The organism is Mycobacterium noviomagense (assembly GCF_010731635.1).
Classification (GTDB): domain Bacteria; phylum Actinomycetota; class Actinomycetes; order Mycobacteriales; family Mycobacteriaceae; genus Mycobacterium; species Mycobacterium noviomagense.
In genome coordinates, this window is the sequence record NZ_AP022583.1 from 1513147 (window position 1) to 1539159 (window position 26013).

Consider the following 26013-nt stretch of genomic DNA (forward strand, 5'->3'; position numbering starts at 1 on the left):
TGCGTGATTCGACCCGCCACAACCGTGTTGGTTTATCGGTGCGTGCACCGCGCTACACGCTGACATTTCCGACCCCGGGCGCGCGGATCTCCGTATTTCGCCCGATGGCGTGGGCCCGCCGTCAGCCGATAGTCGACTCAGAACCGAGCCACGGAGGCCACAGTGACCATCGAGAAGACCATCGAGAAGACCATCGAGAAGAACACCGAGACGTCGACCCGCTGCCCGAGCGTTTTCGAAGCGGGCCTGCCCTCGGTTGACTACTTGCACTTACATGACCCGTTCGATGCGCACCGCGTGATCGCCGCGGCGCGCCAGCAGGCGCCGATCGCCATGGGACGCTATGCACCCGAAGTATTGAGTTATGGACTGGTGCGCGCCGTGCTGCGCGACCCGCGCTTCGTCACCGCCAGCGGAGTCGGCCTTGACCTGCAGGGCATCACGTCGGGCCCGCTGTGGGAGCGGGCGATCACCAGCATCCTGAGCCTCGACGGCGAGGCGCACCACCGGTTGCGCCGACTCGTCTCCAAGTCGTTCGCACCGCGCGGCGCCGAACGCCTGCGCGCGCTGGCCATCGAGGTCATTACCGAACTCGTCGACCCGCTCACCCGAGCCGGGCGCTGCGACGTGGTCAGCGACATCGCCCGCGGGTACCCAACGCCGGTCATTTGCGCCCTGCTGGGCACGCCGCGCGAAGACTGGCCGCTGTTTTCCACCTGGGCTGACGACATCAAAAAAGTCTTCGACTGGAACGTCGCCAATGACGGGCCGGTGATCCTGACAGCCTGGGAGCAGCTCGACGCCTACCTCGAGGACATGATCGAGCGCCGGCGCCACACCCTGACCGACGACCTGATCTCGGACCTGATCCGCGCCGAATACGACGGCGACCGCCTCACCCATGTCGAACTCGTCAGGCTGGCCAGCACCCTGCTGATCGGCGGCACCGACACCACCCGCAATCAGCTGGCCGCCGCGGTACAAGTGCTGGCCGACCACCCCGACCAATGGTCAATGCTTGCAGCACATCCCGAACTGGCCACCGACGCCGTTCACGAGCTCATGCGCCACTGCCCGATCGTTTTCGGGGTCCCCCGTAAGGCCGCCGAAGACATCGAATTGGCCGGGGTCACCATCCCCGCCGGCACCCTGGTGCTGGCCAACACCGCCTCGGCCAACCGCGATCCCGCCGTCTACGACGAACCCGATCGCCTCGACATCACCCGCAACGATCCGCCCGCCATGCTGACCTTCGGCGGCGGAACGCACTACTGCCTGGGCGCACACCTGGCCCGGCTCGAGCTCACCGAGGCGCTGCGCATCATCACCCAGCGCATGCCCAACCCCCGCCGTACCCAGCCCGCGCAATGGAAGGCGATGACCGGAATCGTCGGCCCGATCAGTGTGCCGCTCGAATTCGACAGTGGCTGCTGACATTCAGGCGTGACGGGCTGCTTCCTGGACAAGCTGCACACGGGAGGTCAGGCCGAGTTTGGTGTAGACATGGGTCAGATGCGATTGCACCGTGCGGGGTGAGACGAAAAGCCTTGTGGCGATGTCGTTGTTGGCCAGTCCTTCGCTGACCAGTTGCACCACTTGATGTTCCGTCGCGGTAAGCGAGGCCCAGCCGCTACTGGGTCGTTTGCGTTGGCCGCGGCCACGCTGGGCGTAGGTGATCGCATCCTTGGTGGACAACGCCGTGCCCTCCGCCCAAGCCGAATCAAACTCGCTGTCGCCCAAGGCGTCCCGCAACGACACGGCCGACGCTTCGTAGCCCGCATCCCAGACCTTGAAGCGCACTGAACCCATGCGCTGCCGGATGGCGTACGCCGCGCCCAACAGCCGCGCCGCTTCATGATGACGATCGGCCTCGCCGGCCAGAACGGCGAGGCATTCGAGGATGTCTGGGATGAACAGGTGCAACTCGAGTTCAGCGGCACGCGTGAGCGCGTCACGGGCGTCACGCTCGGCCTGCTCCGGGTCACCCTGCGCGATCGCAATGCGGGCGCGGGTCGTTAGCGCCCGCGACAAGACAAAGCCAGTCGCGGCGGTAACGGCTTCGTTGGCCCGGCTACGCGCTGTGAGCAGGTTCCCGCCCGCGAGCGCGGCTTCCGCACTGTACAGCAGCTGCACACCCGTCGTCTGCTGCCGGGCACGCAAGTGCGGCCAGGCCTCGATCGCGCCCAGCGCCGTCGCAGCATCCCCGGCGGCCAAGGCCCCGACGACCACCGCCGCGTAGCCCATCGCTGAGAACAGCCCGCCCGCATCGGCGGCCGCTTCGGTGGCCGCGTCGGCCGCGGCCCTCATCGCAGCCGGGTCACCCTGGAAGGCCAGCACGACTGCGTGCAACGCGAGACTTTGCGCCTCGCTGAGCTCGTCGTGAGCTGCCTTGGCCTCGGTCGCCAGCTCGGCGAATTGTGCGGCGGCGCCAGCCAGCTCGCCCAGATACATCTGTGCCCATCCGAGGATGTAGCGGCACCGGTGTGAGCCGTATCGGTCGCCGATCGCGACGGCGAGGTCGCGCCCTTGTTCGGCGGGCGCGCACGCAGCGGCCGGATCACCGCCGTTCAGCTCTGCGCCCGCCTGCGCGGTTAGGATTTGGCTCAGCAGCCACCGGTCTTGCAAGGCTGGGGCCAGCCCGAGCGCCTCAGCGAAGTACGGCCGGGCCGAGTCGGCGCTGACGACGCTGACGATGTAGCCGCAGGCGGCCAGCGCCCGCGCCAGCAGGGCCGGGTCGCCGACCTTGCGGGCGATCGCCAGGGCTTGCTGAGCCTGATCCAAGCTGTCGGCGGCGCCCATCCAGATGGCCAGCATGGCCCTGTCGGCGAGTGCCCGTGCCCGCACCGAGGCGGCGACGTCGTCGTGCCGCGCGTCGAGGTCGGCCAGCGCGGTGTCGAACCACACGAGCCCCTCCCGGAGGCGCCCACGCGCTTGCCATAACGGCTGCAGCGAGGACGCCAGCGCCAACGCCAACTCGAGATCGGAACGTTCGAGGCTCCACCCGAATGCGGCGCGCAGGTTGTCGATCTCGGTTTGGGCCAGATCGAGTCGCTGCTCGTAGTCGGTGTCGGATGGCTGATCGAGTAGGGCCGCGAGTGCGGTGTAATGATCGCGGTGGCGGGTGCGCACGGTGTCGGCCTCGCCGGACTCGCCGAGCTTTTCCAGGGCGTACTGTCGGACCGTTTCGAGCAATCGGTATCGCGTTCGGCCTCGGGTGTTTTCGGCGACTACCAACGATTTGTCGACTAGTAGGGTGAGTTGATCGAGGACTTGGTAGCGCTGCAGTCCGTCGGCGCCTGCGACAGCCTGGACTGCGTCGATGTCGCACCCGCCGAGGAACACGGCCACTCGACGGAGCAGGATGCGTTCGGTTTCGGTGAGCAGCGCGTGCGACCAATCCACCGAAGCGCGCAGCGTCTGCTGGCGGCGAACCGCGGTGCGCGCGCCGCCGGTCAACAGGCGAAACCGGTCATGCAGGCTGTGGAGGATCTCGGCCACCGACAGCGCCCGCACCCGCGCGGCCGCGAGCTCGATCGCCAAGGGCATTCCATCCAACCGCTGGCAGATTTCCGCGACGGTAGCGGCATTGTCGTCGGTAATGGCGAAGCCGGTCTGGGCCAGCCGAGCCCGGTCGGCGAACAACTCGATCGCTTCGTCGGCCGTCGACAGTGACGGCACCCGCCACGTCACCTCACCCGTCACGCCGATTGGCTCCCGACTGGTCGCCAGGAGCGTCAGCCCCGGCGCCGCACCCAACAGCGAGGCGACCAGATCGGCGCAAGCATCGAGCAGATGCTCGCAGTTGTCCAACACCACCAGCATGTGGCGGTCACGAATGAAACGAAGCAGTATGTCCATCGTCGAGCGGCCGGGCTGGTCGGTTAGACCCAGCGCGCGCGCCACAGTTACCGACACCACAGCGTGATCGGTGATCGGCGCCAAATCCACGTACCAGACCCCATCGGCGTATTCGGCGGCCAACTGGTTCGCGACTTCTATGGCCAGGCGCGTCTTGCCCACCCCGCCAGCGCCTGTCAGCGTTACCAACCGGCTCTGCGCCAACAGCTTTCGCACGTCGGTCAACTGTTCGCTGCGACCGACGAAGCTGGTGAACTGCGACGGGATATTGTGCGCAGCAATGCTTTTAGGCGTTCGCAACGGTGGGAACTCATTGCGGAGATCGGGATGGCACAGCTGCACGACCCGTTCGGGGCGCGGAACACCACGCAACTCGTGGGTCCCCAGATCGGTCAGCCACGCATCGGGTGGAAGCGCGTCGACAACTAATGCCTCGGTCACCCCCGACAGCACCGTCTGCCCGCCGTGGGCCAGATCCCGAAGCCGCGCTGTGCGATTGATCGTCGGACCGATGTAGTTACCCTCATCGCGCAACTGGACCTCGCCGGTGTGCACGCCGATCCGCAAGCTGATCGGCGCCAATGGTGCCCGCTGCAGGTCAAGCGCGCACGCCACCGCGTCGCTGGCCCGCGCGAACGCAATGACGAAACTGTCGCCTTCACCTTGCTCCACCGGCCGGACCCCGCTATGGGCGTCAAGCAGATCCGTTAATTTGCGATCCAGCCGTGCGAACGCGGCGGTCATCTCCTCCGGCTGGGTCTCCCACAGCCGCGTGGAGCCTTCGACGTCAGCTAATAGCAACGTCACGGTGCCAGTCGGCAGCAGCCCGCTCACGCCTAGTTCGCTCCAGTCCACCAGCGGCGTCTCCGCGCGTGGATCAATGTCGCTCATGCTAGCCAGCATGGGGTCACTGCGACCTGTAAAACATCAGCGGAAACGCGCATGTTTGGCACCGCATCCAGCGCAAATATGCGATCCGGCCCGGCACTAGTCCGCGTTTTCCACCGCACGGCCGACAAAAGGCTGAGCCGCGCGAACGCCGCCGTCATCTGCTCGGGCCGGCTCTCCCACAACCCGGTGGAGTTTTCGACGTCAGCCAACAGCAGCGTCACCGTGCCCGTCGGCAAAAGCCCGCTCACGCCAAGCTCACTCCAGTCCACCAGCGGCGTGTCCGCGCGTGGATCGATCTCGCTCATGCTAGCCAGCATGCGGCGGGCCAGAGCCCCAAACATCAGCGAAAACGCGCAGAGGAAGGGTCCCCACACGCCGATTTCGTCCGAACCATTAGCACCCCGAGGTGAAGACCCGATCAGCAATGCCCGTCCCATGGGCCTGTCGATGTTGCGGGGTGTTTGCAATTGACAGGGCAGGACTAAACTATGCCGCGTGGCCGCGTCATGGGCCTGGAGGCACCCTACGATGGTTGACCTCGCCCAGCTCCAGGAGGCGAGTGCCGACTGGGAGGCAATGGATCGAGGCGGACACCGGCTGGCCCGTCACCTTAGTTTCACGTGCTTTGGGCTGGCCGTCGTCGCTGGCATTACGGCCGCGTTGATCCCTTCGGCGACAACTGTGGCGGCGATGGCCACCGGCCTCCTGTTGATGGCGTCGGTGTTTTGTCTCCGGGTCTGGTGGGGTCCCTCGCCGTTGCCCTATTCCGAGCTGGAACCGCCGGCCACGGTGGCGTTCACGGCTGAGGAGAACCGCTGGTTCATGGCATCCCAAGCGCCGGAACCATTTAGCGCGATTTCGGCGTGTCCAAGCTGCGGCGATTTGACTGTTCATCCGGCCCGTAGACCCAGCGAGTCCGATCCGAGTTGGGCGGCGATTATTCGGCACTGCGCCGTATGTCAGAGGGAATGGGCGCAAGCCCAGTAGCCGGTACAGGCTTCTGAGGGAGCTCAGGGCGCGAGCATCAGCGCTCAGGCTGGGGTGGGGATATTGCTAGTTCGGCGACCAGCCGGCGAACACGGCCTTCAATTTCGTCGCGGATGAGCCGTACTGCCGCCACATCTTTACCGTCTGGGTCGTCGAGGTCCCAGTCTTCGTAACGGCGGCCGGGCAACGTTGGGGGAGCATCGCCGCAGCCCATGCTGATGATCACGTCGGCGGCTTGGATGATCTCGTAGCTCCACGGTTTGGGGTATTCGTCGGCGATGTCGATCCCGTGCTCGGCCATCACGGCGATGGCAGCTGGGTTGATCTGGCCGTGGGGCGCTGAACCACCAGACCACGCCACGGCCGCGTCCCCGATGAGACGGCTGAAAAAACCCATGGCCATTTGGGATCGGCCCGCGTTGTGGTTGCACAAGAACAACACCACCGGCTTGTCGTCGGTTGATTTGCCTTCCACCTTCGCCAGGGCGCGAAGTCGTTGCCGCGCGAAGCGCTCTGCGAGCAGCGCCAAAAATTCTTGAACGGTAGCGGAGATGGCGAGCTGGTCGTAGGACGAGTACAGGACCCGCTCAATGGTCTCCGAATTGAAGGTGTCGGCGAACTCGCTGTGCAATCGCGCTACTGCCGATTTGAGCGCTTGACGCTGGCGGCCCCCGCGCAGCTCATCAAGGTAGGCGACGAACTCGCTCCATTCCAAAAGGTTCACCATCCGCCCGGCTGTTCCCCGTACGATCAGCCGGGCCTGATTCTCATTGTGCGGAACCAGTTCTCCGGGTTCCTGCTCGTTGCTGATCACCCGATGGGTGGTTTTGTCGTCGCCGTTGTGGTTATGGGACTGCTGGCTGCGGGTGGTTTTGGCCGCCCATAACGTCGCTGCCTCCATCAGGTCGTCTTCAGGGGCGCCGTACATGATCAGCGACGCGGGCAGAGCATCGCGAATCGCGCGGCCCTGCAGTGGCCCATAGATCGCGTCGAGCTGCGAAGTTGACTGAGCCGCAAAACATATCGATACCCCCAAGCCGCGGCTTTCGGCCAGATACCGCGGCAGCCGCGGCAGCGGCGTGTTGGTGATGTCATCCAAAAACATGCCCACCCGCGGGAATTCGTCCCATTGAGCGCTTTTGACCCGCTGGCGGTTAATCACTTGGTCCATCAACGTGATCGCCTGCGCAGCCATGGTGCCGTCATCGGGAGTCAGCAGGTACACCGTCGCGTGGTGCTCATCGAGGAACGACAGATCCAAACTCGACAGCTCGCGGTCACGCAACCAGGTGCGCAGCCACGCCGTCAATACCTTGGTCACCGTGATCTTCACCGAATCACGCAGGCGCGGCGCCATATCCAAAACCCCGCGCACCCGCGCCTCAAACAACCTGCTGTCGCACCACGCTGCCGCGGACGCCCACGACGGGGTCGTACATTGGTAGCCCAGCCCATTGCGGGGTTTCGCCACATCCTCGGCGGCCTCCAGCGTCCACTCAATCCCCCCACCAGTGCAAGCTGGACTGGCCGCAAACAACAGGCACGTCAACGGGGCGAACGCCAACTCATCCCACGGCCGGGGATCGGCGGCGCTGCGAAGCGAGCCCCCTCTCAACACCACCGTCGACATGCTCAGCAGTGTTTCGGCGACAGCTTCGGCGTCCTCGAGTGTGCTGATCAGGGTTGTGGGATCGAAGCGGTAGCGAATGAACTCGGCCGGGTAATACGATTTGCTGTTCGGCCGCAAGTCCAGCAGCGCCGCCCGCCCATAGCGGCGTGAGGCGACCAGCTGCATCAGGTCATCCTTGCTGGAGGACACCAACGCCGGGCCGGGCCAAAGCACCGCGCTTTGGGACAACCACTTGCGTGTCTTGCCGGTGTTCGGCGGGCCAAAACCGCCGATATGCGGGGCGGTCTCCACGGGCCGGAGACGGCCGCTGCGCTCGTCGCGGACCCAGCCGCCGAACGGGGTCACCTGTGTGTGGTGCTCGTCGTTCAGGACTTGGGCGTTTTCCTCAAACCCCGGCGTGTGAGCCACCGACCTTTGTGGCCGCGGTTTCACGGAGCGCTCCTTTTGCGCGTTTTACTCAGGCTGATTTAAACCCTACTTCAGGCTAATTTAAACTGTGGTCCGTCAAGCTGACACCCAGATGTGTTTTGGCTGGGTGTTTGCTTGCGGCGCATGACTAGTGTCAACGGCGTGACGCTCGGCATCGCGCTGGTGGCTAGCAGCTTTGACGCCGATGGACGTCGGACCAGCCCCGGGAAGCGGGCTAAACGCCATACTTGACTTCCTTCATAGTTTTGTATAGGCAGTCGTTCCCCCAGACCGTACGCAAGTCCGATTCAGCGGCCGGCGACTTCGCGGGGTCTCGCAGAGCGGCATGATGCAACGGTTTTATGACGAGTGCCAACCGCACAGATTCGATCTTGGGCGTCCCTAGCCCTTATTCCTCGTGGTCAAGTCTCTATCCCTGCTCGGCTGCACCCGCTTCGGTTCCCCCGGCATCTTCGGGTAATTCGGCGGATAGGGCAGGTCACCCAGACCACGTTCTTCATCGGCCTTGACCATCTCCAACAGCGGAGCAACCGACTGCTTGACCGTGTCCATCCCGGCCCACGGATCTTCGCGCCGGGCCACCAGGTCGGGGACCGTGGCCATGGTGTAGTCGTCTGGATCGGCGACGGCCAGTTCATCCCACGTCAAAGGGGTCGACACGGTCGCGATCGCGGTACGCCGCACCGAATACGCCGACGCGAACGTGCGATCACGTGCGTTCTGGTTGTAGTCGACGAAGATCCGCTTCCCCCGCTCCTCCTTCCACCAGGAGGTGGTGACCGCATCCGGTGCGCGCCGTTCGACCTCGCGGGCCAGTGCGATCCCGGCGCGGCGCACTGCGATGAAATCCCAGTCGGTTGCGATCCGCACGAATACATGGACACCGCGGCCACCGGACGTCTTGGGATAGCCGATCAATCCCAGCTCGTCGAGCAGCGGCTTGAGCACCTCGACGGCGATCGTCCGGGCCTCGGTGAAGCCCGTGCCCGGTTGCGGATCCAGGTCAACCCTCAGCTCGTCGGGGTGTTCGGTGTCGGGGCAGCGCACCTGCCACGGGTGCAGGGTAACGGTCCCCATCTGCGCGGCCCACACGATCGCCGCCGGATGGGTGACCTTCAGGGCGTCGGCGGTCCGCCCGGACGGGAACGTGACCCGGCAGGTCTGCAGGTAGTCGGGGTGGTGCGGCGGTACGCGCTTTTGGTAGATCTCTTCGCCGTCGATGCCGTCGGGGAAGCGTTGCAAATGGGTGGGACGATCGCGCAGCGCAGTCAGCATCGGTCCCCGAGCGACGGCCAAGTAATACTCGACGAGCCTGCGCTTGGTGCCGGACGAGCCGAGCTTCGGGAAATACACCTTGTCCGGGTTGGTGAACCGGACCATGATCCCGTCGACGTCGAGTTCTTCTGCAGCGCTTGGCATTACGATTCCGGTACGTCGGGCCGGCCGGACTCAGTCCGGTACTCGCAGGCGCGCCGAGCGGCGTCCGATTGCAGTGCGCTCACGCTTTGAAGTTACGCGTTCGGCCTGGCCGCTAGAAGCCAACGCGCGTAGGACGCAACTAGTTGATCGCCGAGACGGCACAATGAGCCGGTGGAGCTTCCCGTGATGCCGCCGGTCTCGCCGATGCTGGCCAAATCGGTTCCGACAGTCCCACCCGGGGCGTCGTATGAGCCCAAGTGGGATGGATTCCGGTCGATCTGTTTCCGCGACGGCGACGAGGTGGAGCTGGGCAGCCGCAACGAGCGGCCGATGACACGCTATTTCCCGGAGCTGCTCGCCGCCTGCAAAGCAGAGTTGCCCGAACGCTGCGTGATCGACGGAGAGATCGTCATCGCCACCGCGCACGGCTTGGATTTCGAGGCGCTGCAACAGCGCATCCACCCAGCGGCCAGCCGCATCAACATGCTCGCTGAGAAGACGCCCGCCGCCTTCATTGCGTTCGACTTGCTGGCCCTCGGCGAGAACGACTACACCCGCCGACCGTTCGCCGAACGCCGCGCCGCCCTCGTCGACGCGTTGGCCGGCTCCGGTCCCTCGATCCACGTCACACCGGCGACCACCGACCTCGGGACGGCACAGCGCTGGTTCGAGGAGTTCGAGGGAGCGGGCCTCGACGGGATCGTCGCGAAGCCGCTGACCCTCACCTATCAACCGGACAAACGCGTCATGTTCAAGATCAAACACGAGCGCACCGCCGACTGTGTGGTCGCCGGCTACCGGGTACACAAGTCCAGCGACGACGCGATCGGCTCGCTGCTGCTCGGGCTCTACAAGGACGACGGGACCCTGGCGTCGGTCGGTGTCATCGGCGCGCTCCCGATGGCCGAGCGACGGCGGCTGTTCAGCGAATTACAGCCTCTTGTCACTACCTTCGATAACCATCCGTGGAACTGGGCCGCCCACGAAGCAGGTCAACGCACCCCGCGCAAGAACGAGTTCTCCCGGTGGAACGCCGGTAAGGACCTCTCCTTCGTGCCGCTGCGACCTGAGCGGGTGGTCGAGGTGCGCTACGACTACATGGAAGGCGAACGGTTCCGCCACACCGCGCAATTCAACCGGTGGCGCCCCGACCGCGACCCACGCTCGTGCACTTATGAACAGCTGGAGCGTCCGATCACGTTCAGCGTCGGCGAGATCGTTCCCGGTCTTAGCCCACGCTAGGCGCAGCAGTTGGGGTCCAACGCCGCGCACAACGCCTGCAAGGCTTCCGGCCGGACCCTGTGAAATACATTCATTCCTCGACGCTCTGAGACCACCAAACCGGCCTTGCGCAGCTGGCTCAAGTGATGGCTGACCGTTGACTCGCTGAGGTCCAGCACCGCGGCCAGCTTCCCGGAGATCTCCTCGCCGGCCGAGGAACTGAACAGATACGACACGATTTTGACCCGCACCGGATCAGCCAGGGCCTTCAAACGCAACGCAACCGCCAACGCATCGGCATCACTCATCGGGCCCGAGGCCACCGGGGCGCAACCTACTGGGGCGGTCGTGTCGATGACCGGCAACGCTTTCGGCATTACACCATCCTGCCACATGTGTTGACATATATCGAAAAGGTAGGCATGCTTGGGCTGGCCACTAGTTCGATATATGTCTCACAGCTTGGAGGTCGGCTCCCATGCCGCGTGTTCAACTCGCTCTTAATGTCGACGACCTAGATGAGGCAATCACGTTCTACTCCAAGCTGTTTAACACCGAGCCCACCAAACGCAAGCCCGGCTACGCCAACTTCGCGATCGCCGATCCACCGCTAAAGCTGGTGCTGCTGGAAAGCCCCGGCTCGAGCGGCACCCTTAACCACCTTGGTGTGGAGGTCGACTCCAGCGAGGTCGTGCACACCGAGATCGCCCGGCTGGCCGAGGCCGGCATGTTCACCGAGAAGGAGATCGGCACCACCTGCTGCTTCGCCACTCAGGACAAGGTCTGGGTCACCGGACCCGGCGGCGAGCGCTGGGAGGTTTACACCGTGCTGGGCGACTCCGACGCCTTCGGCACCAGCCCCAATCGCCCCGAGACCACACAGAACGAGAGTGTGTGCCGTGGTGTGACCGCCACCGCCGGCGGGGCGACGGGGTCGTGCTGCTGACCATGGAGACAACGCCCATCACCGGAACACCAATGACCGACACCACCAACGTCGCCGACTCATCTGCGGTGACAAGGCTTTCCGCACTGGATCGCCTGCTGCCGATCTGGATCGGGGTAGCGATGGCCGCCGGGCTGCTGCTCGGACGCTGGGCGCCCGGGCTGAATACCGCCTTGCAGCGCGTGCAGATCGACGGGATCTCGCTGCCGATCGCCGCGGGCTTGTTGATCATGATGTATCCGGTGCTGGCCAAGGTTCGCTACGACCGGCTCGACGCCGTCACCGCCGACCGGCGACTGCTGATCAGCTCGCTGCTGCTGAACTGGGCGCTGGGGCCGGCGGTGATGTTCACTCTGGCTTGGCTGCTGCTTCCGGATCTGCTCGAATACCGCACCGGTCTAATCATTGTCGGGCTGGCCCGCTGCATCGCCATGGTCATCGTGTGGAATGACCTGGCCGGCGGTGACCGAGAAGCCGCCGCAGTCCTTGTCGCGCTCAACTCGATCTTCCAGGTCGTCATGTTCGCCGCGCTGGGCTGGTTCTACCTTTCGGTGCTGCCCGGCTGGTTACATCTGCCCCAAACCACCATCTCCACCTCCCCGTGGCAGATCGCCAAATCCGTGCTGATCTTCCTGGGCATCCCCCTGGCTGCTGGATACGTCTCTCGACGATGGGGTCAAAAAGCCAAGGGGCGTCACTGGTATGAGGACCGGTTCTTGCCCAAAGTCGGGCCTTGGGCGCTGTACGGCCTGCTGTTCACCATCGTGATCCTCTTCGCGCTGCAAGGCGAGCAGATCACGACCCGGCCTTGGGACGTTGCCCGCATTGCGCTCCCGCTGCTGGCCTACTTCGGGATCATGTGGGGCGGCGGCTTCTTGCTGGGCTCGGCCTTGAAGCTGGGCTACGAACGCACGACCACGGTGGCGTTCACTGCTGCCGGCAACAACTTCGAACTGGCCATCGCCGTGGCGATCGCCACCTACGGCGTCACCTCCGGGGAAGCGCTGGCCGGCGTCGTCGGACCGCTTATCGAAGTCCCCGTTCTTGTCGCCCTGGTTTATGTATCACTAGCCTTGCGGCCCAGGCTGGTTCGCCGCGCCGTCGACGACGAAGCGCTCAGCTATGACCGATAAACCCAGCGTCCTTTTCGTATGCGTCCACAACGCCGGCCGCTCCCAAATGGCCGCCGCACTGCTCACCCATCTCGCCGGTGACCGCATCGAGGTCTGCTCCGCCGGAACCGAACCCGCCGACCAGCTCAACCCCACCGCCATCGCAGCGATGGCTGAACTCGGCATCGATATCACTGCCAACACACCGAAAATCCTCACCGGCGATGCGGTGCAGTCGAGCGACGTCGTGATCACCATGGGCTGCGGCGACACCTGCCCCTATATTCCTGGAGTCTCCTACCGGGACTGGGAGCTCGATGACCCCGCCGGCCAACCGCTCGACGCCGTTCGCGCGATCCGCGACGAAATCGGCGATCACGTGCGCGCCCTCATCGCCGAACTACTCCCGGCCACTCGCCGACACTGCTGATCGACGGGGTCGACGTCGTCACCGGCGCACCGCTCGCGGACAACCCCTGCTGCCGGTTGAACCTGCCCACCGCCGAGTAGATCCTCGCCGCGCTGGGCTGCGTGAAAGGCGCGGGTAACCAAATACCTTGAATCGCGGGTAATTATTTGAGGTGCCGGCGCCGAGCGATAACGGCCCATAAAGCCGTACGACCCTCTGCGGTCCTGGACCGGGCAGATCAGGCGCGGGCCAAGTCGGTGACGCCGTTAGAGATAACACTGTCTCCCACGAGCACCCCCCGCTGCGGGCGGGCCATTTCTCCGGGTACTACAGCATTGCGCCGAACATGACGGCCATACCGGCGGCCATGAACGCCTGACATGGCAGGCCTAGATCCGCGAGATTAGCGCGTTGCAAGGCCGGGTTGGTTTTACGCTGAGCGAAATACCGGTACAGCCAATACACCGCCGCAGTTGCGTATCCGACGGTCGCAATCCAGTTGACCGTGGTGACCCACACCGGTTGGGCTGTCTCGGACAAGGACATGTTCATACCGGGCATCTGCACGCCCGGCGCGCTCGACATCGTGTGGTCAGGAGAATGACTGTGCTGGCCCGGCAGGCCTCCGTTCATGACCGCGTACAGCCAAGCCACCGCCGCCATCATTATGGCGTGGTACCCGTTGATCAGTCGCTCCGCGGTGCCGGAAAATACGAGGGCAGCCACCAGCATGAACCAGACCGTTGCGGCGAGGAAGAAGATTATCGGCCCAAGTGGCGCGAGTTCCATCCCGACGGGCCAAGCCATTACAACCATCGCTGCGCACATCACTATGTGCAACAAGCGCTCGACCGTGGATGTCCATGGACCGTCTTGCGCGACAAGGATATACACGTGTGTCGCGAAGCTGGCGCCGAAGAGGACGGTAACCGCCAATGGCAGCGCGAGGCCGTCGATCAAGGATTGAGACATCGCATTATCGAAAACCGCCTCGAACATGCCGGCCAAACCGGCGCAGCCGCAGCGAGTTAGTCACCACGCTGACCGACGAGAACCCCATCACCGCGCCTCCGATGACGGGGTTCAGCACGCCGAGCGCAGCAAGTGGGATCGCGGCGGTGTTATAGCCGAAAGCCCAGCCAAGGTTCTGATGGATCGTGCGTAGGGTGCGCCTCGATAGCTGGATGGCATGCACGACACCGTCGAGGCGGTCCGACATCAGCGTGATATCGGAGGCCTCGATCGCCACATCGGTACCGGTGCCGATCGCAATGCCAAGATCGGCTTGTACGAGGGCCGGCGCGTCGTTGACGCCATCGCCCACCATTGCGACCACTCGGCCCTCGTCCTGCAGTCGCCGAACCTCGGTTACCTTGTCCTGCGGCAACACCTCGGCCAGCACTCGCTCGATCCCGACTTGCTTGGCGATGGCGGCAGCCGTGCGGGCATTGTCCCCAGTGATCACGGCAACCTGCAGCCCCATGGCGTGCAGCTGACGGACCACGTCGCGGGCGTCGTCCTTGACCGTGTCAGCCACTGCGAGCACACCCACGACCTGGCCATCCCGGGCGACGAACACCGCGGTGCGGCCTTGGTCTTCCAGCTCCGCGGCCGCGGCAGCGAGGTGGTCAGGCAGACCCAAATCATGCTCGTCGACTAGCTTGCGCCGCCCAACGAACACGGGCCAGCCCTCCACCTCGGCCCGCACCCCGTACCCGGCAAGGTTCGTGAACGCTGTGGCGGCCGGAATCTCCAATCCCCGCTCGCGCGCACCGGCGACGATCGCCGCGCCGATGGGATGTTCGGAGCCCGACTCGGCCGCGGCGGCAATGCCCAGCAGCAGATCGGGATGGCGCCGCTTGCCGGCAATAACATCGGTGAGCTGCATCTGGGCGCGGGTGAGAGTGCCGGTCTTGTCGAACACCACGGTGTCGATCTTCTTCGAGGCCTCCAGCACCTCGCCGCCCTTGATCAGGATCCCCAGGTCTGCGCCGCGGCCGGTGCCGACCATGATCGCCGTGGGGGTGGCCAGGCCGAGTGCACACGGGCACGCGATTATCAGCACCGCCACCGCCGCGGTCATGCCGGCGACCGGGTTGCCTGCGATTAACGTCCACCCCGCGAATGTCATGATCGCAAACCCGATGACAGCCGGCACGAACACCGCCGAGACCCGGTCCGCCACACGCTGTACCGGGGCCTTGCCGCCCTGTGCCTGCTCCACCAGGCGCACAATCTGAGCCAGCGCGGTGTCTGCCCCGACAGCGGTGGCGCGCACGGTCAGCATCCCATCGACGTTGACTGTTGCCCCCGCGACATGGTCACCCGCCGCTTTCTCGACCGGGACGGACTCGCCTGTCAGCATCGACTCATCGACGGCAGCGCGGCCGTCGATGACCTCGCCGTCGACTGGGATCTTCTCGCCAGGCCGCACCCGCACCAGATCGCCGACTTGAACCTGGTCGACCGGGACTAGAAGCTCTTGGCCGTCGACGAGGAGCGTCGCTTCCTTGGCGCCCATCTCCAGCAGCTTGCTGATCGCCTCCCGTGCCTTGCCGTGGGCTCGGGCCTCGAAATAGCGGCCCAGCACCACGGCCGCGATGATCAATGCGGAGGTGTCGAGGAACAGCGGTCCACCGGTGAACAACTGGAACGTGGAGTAGGTGAAGGCAGTCAACGTGCCCAGGGCGATAAGCGTGTCCATATTCGCGGTCAACTTCCGCGCTCGCTCTGCGGCCCCCTTCAGAAATGGCCAGCCAGCACCGAATTGCACCGGCACCGTCGCAGCGAAGGCCAACCAGCGTGCCCACGGATAACCGCCGAAAAACGTTGTCGCGCCAAACACCACAAGCCCGAGCGGCCAGGCCAGCCACACCCGCCGCAGCCACCTTCGTCGCTCGCGTCTATTTGCATCGCCCGGGGACGACTGGCCGGGGGTTACCGGTTTGACGTGGCAGCCAAGACTGGCGAGTGCATCCCGCAGCCTCTCGATCTCCGGCGGATGGTCTGGGACGTCACGGCCTAGACCTAGCAGCGCTTGCCCTATCCCGCCGATGACTTTACCCACGATGCCGCCGCTGCCGGTATCGGTCGAGCCCGGGGCACGCGCGGGCACCGACGCGGCAGGGGTGTGCTCTGCATCGCTGATCGCCGACAAGATGGCAGCGGTGTCGCAGACCGCGGGCGAATACCTGATGACAACGGATGCCGTTCGCGGATAGACACGCACGGCGCGCACACCGGTCAGCTTGCCGACCGCCTCCTCGATCGCGGCGGAGCGGACCCCGTCGATACGAAACCCGTTGGTGTGCACACGCATCCGGCCGGCCGCGGCCGATGCCACGGTCAGCCCGGCATCACGGTCAGCATCAACGGTCAGCATCGGTGGTCTTCGCCTTCGCAGCACGCTTCCGGGGTGAAACCTTCTCCTCCGCCGCCGCTGACGGTGGAACTCCCTCCCCGCTGCGCTCTATCGCCTCGGCGAACATGTCGGCGGCCGTCAGTCGAGCCCGCTCGGTGCTCACTTCGGCCTTGCGGACACCGCGGACACCACAGGCGAGAGCGCTAACCGTCGCCTCCCGCCACGGAACCTTCGCCACCACCCGGTGTAGCGCCTCATACGCCGCAAAAGCCACCAGGTGGGGCACCACCTTGGGCGCCGCCTTCCCCACGAGTCCATGCCAAGCCATCTCGAATGCTCCTTTCCCCTCGTCCGGCGAATCACGCTCGAGTGGTCGTCAAGTCGATACCTACTGGTCGCTGACCCGTGCGGACCGGTCCCGTCAGCTGGACTTCAACGTTCGCGTCAAACCGCTCAGCGCTCTGCAACGCGAGACTCGGCGTATCCCCTTAGCTAACGACAACCGTCAACGTAAGAGGTTGCCCCAGGGGCAAGGTCAAGTGCTAGGCAACTCCGGCGGTCGAGTAGCTGGATTCAGGGATAATTCGCCGCTTCCCTCAGTGCACCATTGATCATTCGAACGCATCGCAGTGACGAAATATGTTGCGAGGCAACTACTTAGGCGGCTAGCCCCCGAAGTTTAGACGAACGTCGTTGGCCTGCCATGCATTTGTCATCGAAATTCACTGCCGAGGGACACTGAGCCGGTTTTCGTGTGCCCGACCGCGGCGGCTTGGCCTTGCCCCGAGGGCCATTTCCAACGTTAGTATCACCGTCGGCGATGCCCGTCGCGAGTCCAATCGAGTCAGGCATCGCCGGAAACATCGGTAGTTGGGCTATAAAGGATAAGGGGAACGGACCTGCAACGCTGGCACCGAAGCCCCTAACGAATGATCAGCGCGCTTGGATCCGGGACTCGCATTGGTACGCATGAATGCTGCCGCTCGAAAAGCGTCATCACTGGCGGAACCCATCCGTGAGCGAAGCCTGGTGACGCACACCGTCGGTGACGCCGCCAAAGCCGTCGGCGTCTCAGCCAAGGCCATCCGAATCTGGGAAGCCAAAGGGCTGCTCCCGCCGGCTGCGCGCACCCGAGCCGGCTACCGGCTATATACCGACGACGACATCGCGATCCTGCGTTTCATTCTGCGTGCCCGAACCCTCGGCTTGACGCTATCGGAGATCAAAGTCATCCTCGACTTGCATCGCCACGGCACGGCGCCCTGCGAGCAGGTCACTGCGCTGCTAGACAAGCACATTCGCGACATCGACCGCACCATCGCCGACTTGCGCGCCCTACGCACTACCCTGGCCGCTGCCCTACAGTCAGCCCGCAGTGATCAACGTCGCGGAGAGGCGGCCACGATCTGCCGCATCATTGAATCTTGAAACGGCCAGGCCAAGGCCGCTCATTTGGGCGCGTCAGCCACCCCGTTGAATGCCGGCGAGCTCGCGCCTGCCGCTACACCGCGCAGACAACCGTCCAGCAGCACCTCTAGGTCGATACTGGGCGCGCCACCGCGGTGGTCGCCGCGATCGCCGTCGGCATCTACCGCTACCGGCAACGGCGCTGGCGCAAACTGGTCCGCCACCATCTGCTGCCCGACGGGCCTGCCTACGCCGCGTAAGGGCTCAGCTGCGTAAGAACTCCACGATGTAGTCGGCCAGTTCTTCACCGGCGTCTTCTTGCAGGAAATGCCCGGCGTCGCGCACGACGGGATGGTCGATGCCCTGCGCGCCGCGCATTTCACGTTTGAAGATCGGCGCCATAGCGCCCGTTATCGGGTCGCCGTCGCTGAATGCGACCAGCATCGGTGTCGGACTCCCAGAGAGCTTTTGCCACGCCGACCGGTTAGCCGGTGTCGCGGGGTCATCGGGCGCGGTCGGGACCAGGCCCGGCATGGCACGCGGGCCGGCGCAGTAGGTGTCGTCGGGAAATGGAGCGTTGTAGGCCGCGCGTGCCGCGTCGCTGAGCGGGCGTCGACAACCCGACTGTATGAAGCCGCCGATGTCCAGCGACGGCTTGGTCTGGATGGTCTCCCGGAACTTCCACCAGATCTCGGGCATCGGGTGGTCCCCGGTTGGCAGTCCCGTGTTGGCGACGACCAGTCGGCTGAACCGTTCCGGATGCTCGGCGGCCAGCCGCAATCCGATCAGCCCGCCCCAGTCTTGCCCGACCAGCGTCACACGTTGCAGGTCCAAGACGTCAAACGCCAGCGCCCGCATCCACTCGACGTGACGCGCGTAGGTGTGGTCTTCGCGCTGGGCCGGCTTGTCTGAGCGACCGAAGCCGACGAGGTCCGGGCACACCACGCGATACCCGGCGGCGGACAGGACTGGGATCATTTTGCGGTACAGGAACGACCACGACGGTTCGCCGTGCAGCATGAGCACGGGATCAGCGTCGTCCGGGCCGTCTTGAACCCAGGCCACCCGCAGCTGCCCGCCGTCACCGCCTGCGATGTCGGAATACCTTGGTGCGTAAGGGAATTCAGGAATATCGGCAAACCGCTCGTCGGGCGTTCGCAATGTCTGCATGGCTGTGAACATACGCCAGGTGCACCGGGCGGTTTCAGCGGTCTTCGCGCAAGCCCGCCAGCGAGGGATGAGCCATCAGGCGGTCGAGGAACGGGCGCTGTCCTTTGAGCAGCTTGTTCCTTGCGTGTGCCACCGGAAACCAGCCGACGCGATCGACCTCGGGGAACTCGCGAACGACTCCCGAACCTCTCGGCCACTCCAGCTGAAAGGTGTTGCTGCGGGCATCGGTGATATCCAGATCGCCCTGGACGGCGAACACGATCACCACTTTGCCGCTGGGCTGCTTCAGCGTTCCCAATTCGACCCGTGGCGCAGCAGGCGGATCAAGGCTGATTTCCTCGACGAACTCGCGCTGAGCGACGACCCAGGGATCGTCACCTTCGACATACTCGCCCTTGGGGATTGACCATGCCGCGTCGTCCTTCTTGGCCCAAAACGGTCCGCCCGGGTGGGCGATCAGAACTTCGACGACGCCGTCCTGCACGCGATAGAGCAGCAGGCCTGCGCTGAGTTTCGGCACGCGCCTCAGACTTTAGAAGTGCGGTATGCCGGGAATGCCGCCGCCACCAAGCCCTGGAATGCCTGGGCCTCCGCCGCCGTGGCCGATGCCCGGGACGGGCGGGCCCGGGATGTTCGGGCCAGGAATCCCGGGACCGGGCACGTTCGGCGCAGGGATGGGATTGGCCGGCACGGGTAGCTGTGGCGGTGCAACCGGAGCCGGCGGCGGTGCGACCGGTGGAGGTGCGGGCGCGACCGGCGGAGGTGCCGGGAGAGCCGGCGCCGGAGCTGCCGGAGCGGGCGCCGGAGGTGCGGGCGCGGCGGGGGCAGGCGCCGGAGCTGCTGGAGCCGGCGCTGTCGGCGCAGGCGCTTGCGGCGGTGCCGGCGCTTGGTTGGTCGGTACCACCATCCGCTGTCCGAGGTTGGGCCGGTCGTTGACTTTCGGCCGGATATCAAGCGCCAACGCGATCGCCAGCGCGGCAACACCGACGACAAAGATCGTCAATACGCCGAGCGCCACCACGAAAGGCTTGCGTGTCGGCCGTTCTTCCTCGTGGACGTCGGCCGCATCCGCGGCGGCCAGTCCGGCGCCTTCCGCGCCCGCCACAGCGGTGTAGGCGTTGGCTGCACTGTCCGGATCGGCGCTGTAGGCCAGGGCTTGCGTCATTTCGGTGGCGTCATAGTCACCCTGGCCCACAAACGCCGCATATCCGGGAGCAGCCATCGTGGCCTCAGCAGGCGCGCCGGGCTCGACGACGCCCGCGCCTGGAACTTGCGCGTAAGCCTGTGCGGCGGTGGACGATTCGAACAAAGGCGCGTGCGCCGAGGCCAGTGCCGCGCCGCGCGCCAGCGCCATCTCAGGTTCGTCGGGGGCATTCACCAGAAGCGAGGTCGCCGCCTCCAACTGCGGCTTGATCTTGGCGACATCGACATCGGAGCCGACCACGAAAATCCCATCCGGTCGGGAGTCCAACACCTCTGCGCCGGCGACCATCTCGGTGAGCGCTGCTACGGCGGCCTCGTCATCAGCCGGCAACTGCCGTGTCTGCACATCAGTGACGGACCCGTCGGCCGTGTCGACGACCGCCAAGGTCGCAGTATCCGGTTCCACGAAAAGCAGCGCGGTGTGGTCGTAACCGACCGCGTTGCCGACCGTTTGAGTTAGCGCGGCCGCGGACAGGAAGGCCGAGACCAGCATGACGTTTTCCATCTTGTGCGCGGCCAGCAGGTCACGCAGTGCCGCCGCCTCTGCCGGATCGGTCCATGTCACCCCAGTGGAGGTCACCTGGTGACCGCCTTGGGTTGCGCTTTCTCGGGTGCCCAGGATCGCCGACACGACCTGATTTGGCGCGGTCAAGGTTGCCGGCTCTTGGTTATTTCCGTCAGTGCTGATCGGAATGGTGTCTTCCTCGACGGTGGCGCCGTCGGCGTTTTCCCCTTCAACCAGCACCATGCGGACATTCTCAGGTGCCATCGACACACCCATTACGATGTCCACCGCTCCTCCAAGAGTTTGCTGACTCCCCCGCGGTACAACCGCCAATTATACCCCTCCCCCGTCGACCATAAACTTCGCGATTACGGCTTGGAACCGTTGCCGCGCCGACGATTAGCTGTGACGTGGCACCACTTCGAGTTAGGGAGAGCTGTAGCCCACCGTGGCGCACCAGCCTTGGCGGTGTGACGGTTTGGATGGCATGGGACCGGGGTATCTCGCCGGCACTAAACACATGCCCCATAGGAGGTGCGGGATCGTGACCGTCGACGTCTGTCCCGCGTGCGGCTACCCGACGATCGGCCCGGATGTGTGCTTCTTCTGCCGCCCCGAAATCGTGATGACCGGCCAGCAAACGTCTGAGCCGGACGTTTCCACGACGCTGCATCGCGGGTCGGTGCCAGTAGGAGTAATGCACCCTGGCCTCGATCCGGCCGCGCACGTCGGTTAACGCCAGACCGCACTGCTCCGGCGGTGTGCCGGGCCATCCGACCACGTAAGAAAGAGGTGCCGCGATGACCAACGTCCTCAACTCGCTGAACTCGCTGGTCTGGCTTCTGGTCCTGATTCTCATTATTGCCGCGGTCGTGGTGGTGGTGCGGGCGCTGGTGGCGCCGAGGGAAGGCCCGCCAGCGTCCAGCGAACCACCCGTCGTCCACCATCAACCTGTCGTGCAACAACCCATACAGACGAGCGGGTTAGCGCCGGGCTGGTACCCCGACCAGAACCACCCCAATTCGGTGCGCTACTTCGATGGTCGGGTCTGGACCTCGGCTACTCAGCCTCGCAGTTAGTAATCCGTGCAGGCCCCAGCACATATGCGCATGCTGAAGCAGCTCCTGACTGAGGCGATGCGCAGATAAAAATGGCGGTGGCGGAGGGATTTGAACCCTCGGACGGGGGTTACCCGTCACACGCTTTCGAGGCGTGCTCCTTAGGCCGCTCGGACACACCACCGCCGAGCAGCTTACCCAACAAGAAGCCGATCACCCCAATCGCTGCCGGGCAAAGAAGGCCTCCAGCAGCGCCGCGCATTCGTCGGCCAGCACGCCGCCCCGCACCTCCGGGCGATGGTTGAGCCGTCGATCCCGCACCACGTCCCACAGCGAGCCAACCGCTCCGGTTTTGGGTTCCCATGCCCCGAACACCAGCCGCGCCACCCGCGCCATCACCAAGGCGCCGGCGCACATCGTGCACGGTTCGACGGTGACGGCCAGCGTGGTGCCCTCCAATCGCCAACCGTCGCCGAGCACAGTGGCGGCGGTCCGCATCGCCAGAATCTCGGCGTGCGCCGTCGGATCACCGAGTGCCTCGCGGGCGTTGACGGCGCGCGCCAGCTCCGTTCCGTCAGGGCCCATGATCACCGCACCGACCGGGACGTCACGCGGACCCGCGGTGGCGGCGACCACGAGCGCGGCTCGGATCAAGTCCTCGTCTGCGATCACCGACGGCGACCCGCTGCGCCCGGCTCCGCCGCGCTTGCGATCACCGACTCGGACTGATGGCGGCGACCCGCTGCGCCCGGCTCCGCCGCGCTTGCGATCACCGACCGAGACGCTCGAGCACGGCCGACAGCTCGTCGGCGAAACCCATCTCCTGCGCGATGCGCGTCAACTGCTCGTCGGCGTACAAGTCGGTCTCGTCAAGGATGACGCCCAGCACCGCCTCCGGTAGGCCGATGTCAGAGAGCAACCCGAGATCGCCTTCCTCGAACGGTTCGGCGTCCTCGAGATCTTCCGGATCGATTTCGGCGTCCAGGTTCTCCAGAACCTCGGCGGCAATGTCGTAGTCCAGCGCCGCGGTGGCATCCGACAACAACAGCCGGGTTCCCGACGGCGCCGGCCGCACGATGACGAAGAATTCGTCGTCGACATCGATCAGCCCGAAAACAGCTCCAGCGCTTCGCAATTCGCGAAGTTCCGTCTCGGCGGCAGTCAAACTGGTCAGCACTTTGGGGCGCATGGCAGAACAACGCCATTTGCCGTCTTCGCGAACAACGGCGACGCCGAAGCCGTCCGGCGTGTCCGCAGACGGGTCCTGCGCGGAGGCCCGTTGTGCTCCCATGGGCGCATACGCTAGTCGCTGAGCCGGTCGCTTGACCAGCTAACGGCAGCACCTCGGCCGCGCTGGCCGGGGTCGGACCGCCAGCGAAAAAATGTGCCAACCTGGAATCGTGGCGAAGACACCGATGTGCGTGCTGGGGCTCGGATTGATCGGTGGATCGCTGATGCGGGCAGCCACGGCCGCAGGCTACGAGGTGTTCGGCTACAACCGCTCGGTAGAGGGCGTGCAGGCGGCACGATTCGACGGCTTCGACGCCACCACCGACATCAACGAAGCCCTCAAACGCGCGGCTGACGTCGACGCGCTGATCGTGCTGGCCGTTCCGATGCCGGCCTTGCCGAGCATGCTCTCGCACATCCGCGAGTGCGCGCCCAACTGTCCGCTGACCGATGTCACCAGCGTCAAAAGCGCGGTCCTCGAGGAAGTCACCGCGGCCGGCCTGCAGGCCCGGTTCGTGGGCGGGCACCCGATGACGGGAACCGCGCACTCCGGTTGGGCCGCTGGGCACGCCCGGCTGTTCACCGGCGCTCCCTGGGTAATCGCCGTGGACGACCACGTGGACCCCGCGGTGTGGTCGATGGTGATGACGTTGGCGCTGGACTGCGGATCGGTCGTGGTACCCGCGAAATCCGACGAGCACGACGCCGCCGCGGCCGCCATCTCGCATCTGCCGCACTTGCTTGCCGAGGCGCTCGCCGTCACCGCCGGGGAGGTTCCGCTGGCCTTCGCCTTGGCCGCGGGCTCCTTCCGCGATGGCACCAGGGTCGCCGCCAGCGCACCGGATCTGGTGCGCGCGATGTGCGAAGCCAACTCCGAGCACCTGCTGCCCACGCTGGACCGCGCCCTGCAACTGCTGACCCGCGCCCGCGATGCGCTGGCCAACAACAACTCGGTCGCCGAGCTTGTCGACGGCGGGCACGCCGCGCGCACCCGCTACGACAGCTTCTCGCGACCGGATATCGTCACCGTGTTCATCGGCGCGGAGAACTGGCGCGAAGAATTAGCCGCCGAGGGCCGAGCCGGCGGTGTGATCAGATCCGCTCTGCCAAGCCTGGGTAGTCCACGATGAACCCGTCGGCGTCCACCGTGACCGTTGTCTTGGCGACCGGCGAGTGCAACTTGATGCCCTGGCTGCGGTCGCCGGTGCTGGTGTAGCTGACGGTAGCCGCGTCCACCGACATCTCGGGCAGCCGGACGTAGACCATCGGCAATGTGATCGACTCGGCCTGCTCGTGCAGGGCGCAGCGACGAATCGGCAACGCGTTGAAGAACGGACTGAACACCACGTCGACGTCCAGGGCACCGTCGTAGGCGTGACGCGACTCACCCCGATGATCGGTCACCAGCCACATGTTCTCTTCGTCACGTGCGACAGAGAGCTGACGTTCCCGCTCGGCCAGCGTCACAGTCAGGCCGAGCCGCTTTGTGGCGCCGGTCTCGTCGGTCTGCAAGTCGTAGTAGGCACCGAACGCCGGACTGGCTTCTGTGGCGGCCGCCACAATGCGCCCGTTGGCTTTAATTCGCTTGCCCGACAACTGGACTCGCACCGACTCCATCCGCGAGGCGTCGTGCGCACGCCAGGTCAGCATTGCCGACCAAACTCTCTGCGTCGCATCCGATGCGCGGTTCACCCGTATACGGTAAGCGACCGCTCTTGTGGTGTGCAGCCCGGTAGCGGCCTTCGGTCAACCGGGGGCCGGCACCGGCTCAGGTTCACCGCTGAGCCCATCGCTGGCTGGCTGTTGCGGCGCGCCGTCTATGCGACGCGGGCCGAGCCGACCGGTGCCGGGAACCGACAGCCACACCGCAAAAGCCAGCGCGGCATCGAGGATCAACGCCAGCGCTGCCACCATCAGCGCGCCCACGACCGCGATGTGGAATTGGCGCACCTTGATGCCGTCGATCAGATAGCGGCCCAGCCCGCCGAGACTGGCGTAGGCCGCCACCGTCGCGGTCGCAACGACCTGAAGCGTCGCGGTGCGCAAGCCTCCCACGATGAGCGGCAGCGCGTTGGGGACCTCGGCCCGCAGCAGCACCTGTGTTTCGGTCATGCCCATGGCACGCGCGGCGTCGACGACGGTGCGGTCGACATTGGAGATGCCCGCGTACGTGCCGGCCAGCAGCGGCGGGATACCCAGCAGCATCAGCGCCACGATCGGCGGCCCCAGACCCAGCCCCCACCACAACACGCCCAGCAGCAGTACACCCAGGGTCGGCAACGCGCGCAGCCCGTTGACGAGACCCACCACGACAAGCGTGCCGCGACCGGTGTGCCCGATGATCATCCCGATCGGGATCGCGATCACCGCCGAAACCACCACGGCGGCAGCGGTGTACTCCAGGTGCTCGAGGGTGCGGGCCGCCAACCCGACCGGCCCGAGCCAGTTGTCGGCGGTGAAAAGGTAGGACAGGGCCTGAGTCAGATAATTCATCGCGCCCCACCGACGATCGGCGCTCTAACCTGGCGTCGCCTGTCCGGATGTGACGCGCGTTCCCACGGCGTGGCCAGCCGGCCGGCCAGCATGATCAGCATGTCCAGTACTACCGCGAGCGCGAAGATGGCGATGATGCCCGCGATTATCTGGTCGCTCTTGTTGGCCTGATACCCCTCGGTGAACCAGGTGCCCAGCCCGCCGATGCCGATCACCGCACCCACCGAGACCATCGAGATATTGGTCACCACAACGACACGCAGACCCGACACCAGCACCGGGACCGCAAGCGGCAGTTCGACTTTCACTATCCGGCTGATCGCACTGTGACCGACAGCGGTGGCGGCGTCACGTATGTGTGCCGGCACCGCGTCGAGCGCTTCGAGCACCGCGCGTACCAGCAGCGCGGTGGCGTAGAGGGTCAGCGCGACGATCACGTTGGCTTCGTCGAGGATGCGGGTCGGGATGATCAACGGCAGCACCACGAACAGCGCCAGCGACGGGATGGTGAACACGACGCTGGCGGTGACGGTTGTCAGCCGGCGTAGCACCGTCCTGCGCTGCACCAGCACACCCAGTGGCAGTGCGATCGCCAGCCCGAGCAGCACCGGGATCAGCGACAGCCGCAGATGGATGACGGTCAGCGTCCACGCCGCGTTGAGGTGGGTCAGCAAATAGTGCACA

The 26013-nt window shown here is 65.4% G+C and carries 23 protein-coding genes, 1 tRNA gene and 3 pseudogenes; 8 read left to right on the plus strand and 19 right to left on the minus strand.

The genetic code is table 11. The features are described 5' to 3' along the window. Positions 1-168 precede the first annotated feature (168 nt). Positions 169-1434: a cytochrome P450 gene (locus G6N15_RS07205; RefSeq protein WP_232070426.1), complete on the plus strand. Its 1266-nt coding sequence runs from the start codon at positions 169-171 to the stop codon at positions 1432-1434. A 3-nt stretch (positions 1435-1437) separates the two neighbouring features. Here the strand turns inward: G6N15_RS07205 and G6N15_RS07210 are convergent, their stop codons facing one another. The 5 genes and pseudogenes from G6N15_RS07210 to G6N15_RS07225 all read right to left on the minus strand — a co-directional run bounded on the left by G6N15_RS07210 (position 1438) and on the right by G6N15_RS07225 (position 9214). Further along, complete coding sequence (locus G6N15_RS07210) at positions 1438-4692, minus strand: helix-turn-helix transcriptional regulator (RefSeq protein ID WP_232070427.1); 3255 nt, start codon at positions 4690-4692, stop codon at positions 1438-1440. Between the two features lie 191 nt (positions 4693-4883). After that, positions 4884-4997 (minus strand): annotated as a pseudogene (locus G6N15_RS23745) (hypothetical protein); the annotation flags it as partial. A gap of 776 nt (positions 4998-5773) precedes the next feature. Continuing rightward, entirely contained in the window at positions 5774-6451 is a 678-nt protein-coding gene (locus tag G6N15_RS23115) for an arsenate reductase ArsC (RefSeq protein WP_232070428.1), read from the minus strand. Positions 6452-6520: 69 nt separating this feature from the next. After that, positions 6521-7531, minus strand: a pseudogene (locus G6N15_RS23120) (TraM recognition domain-containing protein); the annotation flags it as partial. Positions 7532-8176: 645 nt separating this feature from the next. Next, positions 8177-9214 carry a DNA polymerase domain-containing protein gene (locus G6N15_RS07225; protein WP_083088944.1) on the minus strand — a complete coding sequence of 346 codons (1038 nt, stop codon included), beginning with the start codon at positions 9212-9214 and terminating at the stop codon, positions 8177-8179. Positions 9215-9385: 171 nt separating this feature from the next. Between G6N15_RS07225 and G6N15_RS07230 the strand changes: the two genes are divergently transcribed. Continuing rightward, positions 9386-10456, plus strand: coding sequence for an ATP-dependent DNA ligase (locus G6N15_RS07230; protein WP_083088945.1), 1071 nt, complete (start codon positions 9386-9388; stop codon positions 10454-10456). On the opposite strand, the gene G6N15_RS07235 is transcribed toward G6N15_RS07230, so the two are convergent. Next, on the minus strand, positions 10453-10812 hold the full coding sequence (locus G6N15_RS07235) for an Rv2640c family ArsR-like transcriptional regulator (protein WP_083088946.1): 360 nt from the start codon (positions 10810-10812) through the stop codon (positions 10453-10455). The genes G6N15_RS07230 and G6N15_RS07235 overlap by 4 nt on opposite strands. Positions 10813-10913: 101 nt before the next feature. On the opposite strand from G6N15_RS07235, the gene G6N15_RS07240 reads away from it, so the two are divergent. Together G6N15_RS07240 and arsB are read left to right on the plus strand one after the other, a co-directional pair. Then, entirely contained in the window at positions 10914-11381 is a 468-nt protein-coding gene (locus G6N15_RS07240; RefSeq protein WP_083088947.1) for an ArsI/CadI family heavy metal resistance metalloenzyme, read from the plus strand. Positions 11382-11413: 32 nt separating this feature from the next. Beyond that, positions 11414-12923, plus strand: a pseudogene (gene arsB / locus G6N15_RS07245) (ACR3 family arsenite efflux transporter). A gap of 306 nt (positions 12924-13229) precedes the next feature. Here the strand turns inward: arsB and G6N15_RS07255 are convergent. From G6N15_RS07255 to G6N15_RS07265, 3 genes are read right to left on the minus strand one after another with little or no spacing between them, the layout of a single operon-like run. Further along, positions 13230-13901, minus strand: coding sequence for a DUF5134 domain-containing protein (locus G6N15_RS07255; RefSeq protein ID WP_139797928.1), 672 nt, complete (start codon positions 13899-13901; stop codon positions 13230-13232). Next, positions 13879-16221, minus strand: coding sequence for a heavy metal translocating P-type ATPase (locus G6N15_RS07260; protein WP_139797933.1), 2343 nt, complete (start codon positions 16219-16221; stop codon positions 13879-13881). The genes G6N15_RS07255 and G6N15_RS07260 overlap by 23 nt, the downstream gene beginning before the upstream one ends. Before the next feature lie 49 nt (positions 16222-16270). After that, positions 16271-16591, minus strand: coding sequence for a DUF1490 family protein (locus tag G6N15_RS07265; protein ID WP_083088950.1), 321 nt, complete (start codon positions 16589-16591; stop codon positions 16271-16273). Between the two features lie 701 nt (positions 16592-17292). Here G6N15_RS07265 and G6N15_RS07270 point away from each other — a divergent pair. Next, positions 17293-17691: a heavy metal-responsive transcriptional regulator gene (locus G6N15_RS07270; RefSeq protein ID WP_139797929.1), complete on the plus strand. Its 399-nt coding sequence runs from the start codon at positions 17293-17295 to the stop codon at positions 17689-17691. Between the two features lie 20 nt (positions 17692-17711). Here G6N15_RS07270 and G6N15_RS07275 read toward each other — a convergent pair whose 3' ends face one another. From G6N15_RS07275 to G6N15_RS07290, 4 genes are read right to left on the minus strand one after another with little or no spacing between them, the layout of a single operon-like run. Continuing rightward, positions 17712-17894 carry a hypothetical protein gene (locus G6N15_RS07275; RefSeq protein WP_139797930.1) on the minus strand — a complete coding sequence of 61 codons (183 nt, stop codon included), beginning with the start codon at positions 17892-17894 and terminating at the stop codon, positions 17712-17714. Between the two features lie 40 nt (positions 17895-17934). After that, on the minus strand, positions 17935-18840 hold the full coding sequence (locus tag G6N15_RS07280) for a haloalkane dehalogenase (RefSeq protein ID WP_083088967.1): 906 nt from the start codon (positions 18838-18840) through the stop codon (positions 17935-17937). Between the two features lie 34 nt (positions 18841-18874). After that, complete coding sequence (locus G6N15_RS07285) at positions 18875-19360, minus strand: NUDIX domain-containing protein (RefSeq protein WP_083088952.1); 486 nt, start codon at positions 19358-19360, stop codon at positions 18875-18877. A gap of 12 nt (positions 19361-19372) precedes the next feature. Next, a complete protein-coding gene (locus tag G6N15_RS07290) occupies positions 19373-20836 on the minus strand; it encodes a DUF7159 family protein (protein ID WP_179961790.1) in 1464 nt (487 codons plus the stop codon). 256 nt (positions 20837-21092) lie between these two features. Here G6N15_RS07290 and G6N15_RS07295 point away from each other — a divergent pair, with 256 nt between their 5' ends. After that, positions 21093-21284, plus strand: coding sequence for a hypothetical protein (locus G6N15_RS07295; protein WP_139797931.1), 192 nt, complete (start codon positions 21093-21095; stop codon positions 21282-21284). A 64-nt stretch (positions 21285-21348) separates the two neighbouring features. Next, positions 21349-21627: a DUF2510 domain-containing protein gene (locus G6N15_RS07300; RefSeq protein WP_083088953.1), complete on the plus strand. Its 279-nt coding sequence runs from the start codon at positions 21349-21351 to the stop codon at positions 21625-21627. A 72-nt stretch (positions 21628-21699) separates the two neighbouring features. On the opposite strand, the gene G6N15_RS07305 is transcribed toward G6N15_RS07300, so the two are convergent. The 3 genes from G6N15_RS07305 to G6N15_RS07315 form a co-directional block, all read right to left on the minus strand. Continuing rightward, a tRNA-Ser gene (locus G6N15_RS07305) sits at positions 21700-21790 on the minus strand. Between the two features lie 29 nt (positions 21791-21819). After that, on the minus strand, positions 21820-22278 hold the full coding sequence (locus tag G6N15_RS07310; RefSeq protein ID WP_083088954.1) for a nucleoside deaminase: 459 nt from the start codon (positions 22276-22278) through the stop codon (positions 21820-21822). A gap of 97 nt (positions 22279-22375) precedes the next feature. Further along, positions 22376-22897, minus strand: a complete 522-nt coding sequence (locus tag G6N15_RS07315; protein WP_083088955.1) for a tRNA adenosine deaminase-associated protein — start codon at positions 22895-22897, stop codon at positions 22376-22378. Positions 22898-23021: 124 nt separating this feature from the next. Here G6N15_RS07315 and G6N15_RS07320 point away from each other — a divergent pair, with 124 nt between their 5' ends. Beyond that, positions 23022-23966 carry a prephenate dehydrogenase gene (locus tag G6N15_RS07320; RefSeq protein ID WP_083088956.1) on the plus strand — a complete coding sequence of 315 codons (945 nt, stop codon included), beginning with the start codon at positions 23022-23024 and terminating at the stop codon, positions 23964-23966. Here the strand turns inward: G6N15_RS07320 and G6N15_RS07325 are convergent. The 3 genes from G6N15_RS07325 to G6N15_RS07335 form a co-directional block, all read right to left on the minus strand. After that, a complete protein-coding gene (locus G6N15_RS07325) occupies positions 23929-24486 on the minus strand; it encodes a putative glycolipid-binding domain-containing protein (RefSeq protein ID WP_083088957.1) in 558 nt (185 codons plus the stop codon). The two genes, G6N15_RS07320 and G6N15_RS07325, sit on opposite strands and share 38 nt — an antisense overlap. 96 nt (positions 24487-24582) lie before the next feature. Next, positions 24583-25329, minus strand: coding sequence for an ABC transporter permease (locus G6N15_RS07330; protein WP_083088958.1), 747 nt, complete (start codon positions 25327-25329; stop codon positions 24583-24585). After that, positions 25326-26012, minus strand: coding sequence for an ABC transporter permease (locus tag G6N15_RS07335; protein ID WP_083088959.1), 687 nt, complete (start codon positions 26010-26012; stop codon positions 25326-25328). The genes G6N15_RS07330 and G6N15_RS07335 overlap by 4 nt, the downstream gene beginning before the upstream one ends. Between the last annotated feature and the right edge of the window lies 1 nt (position 26013).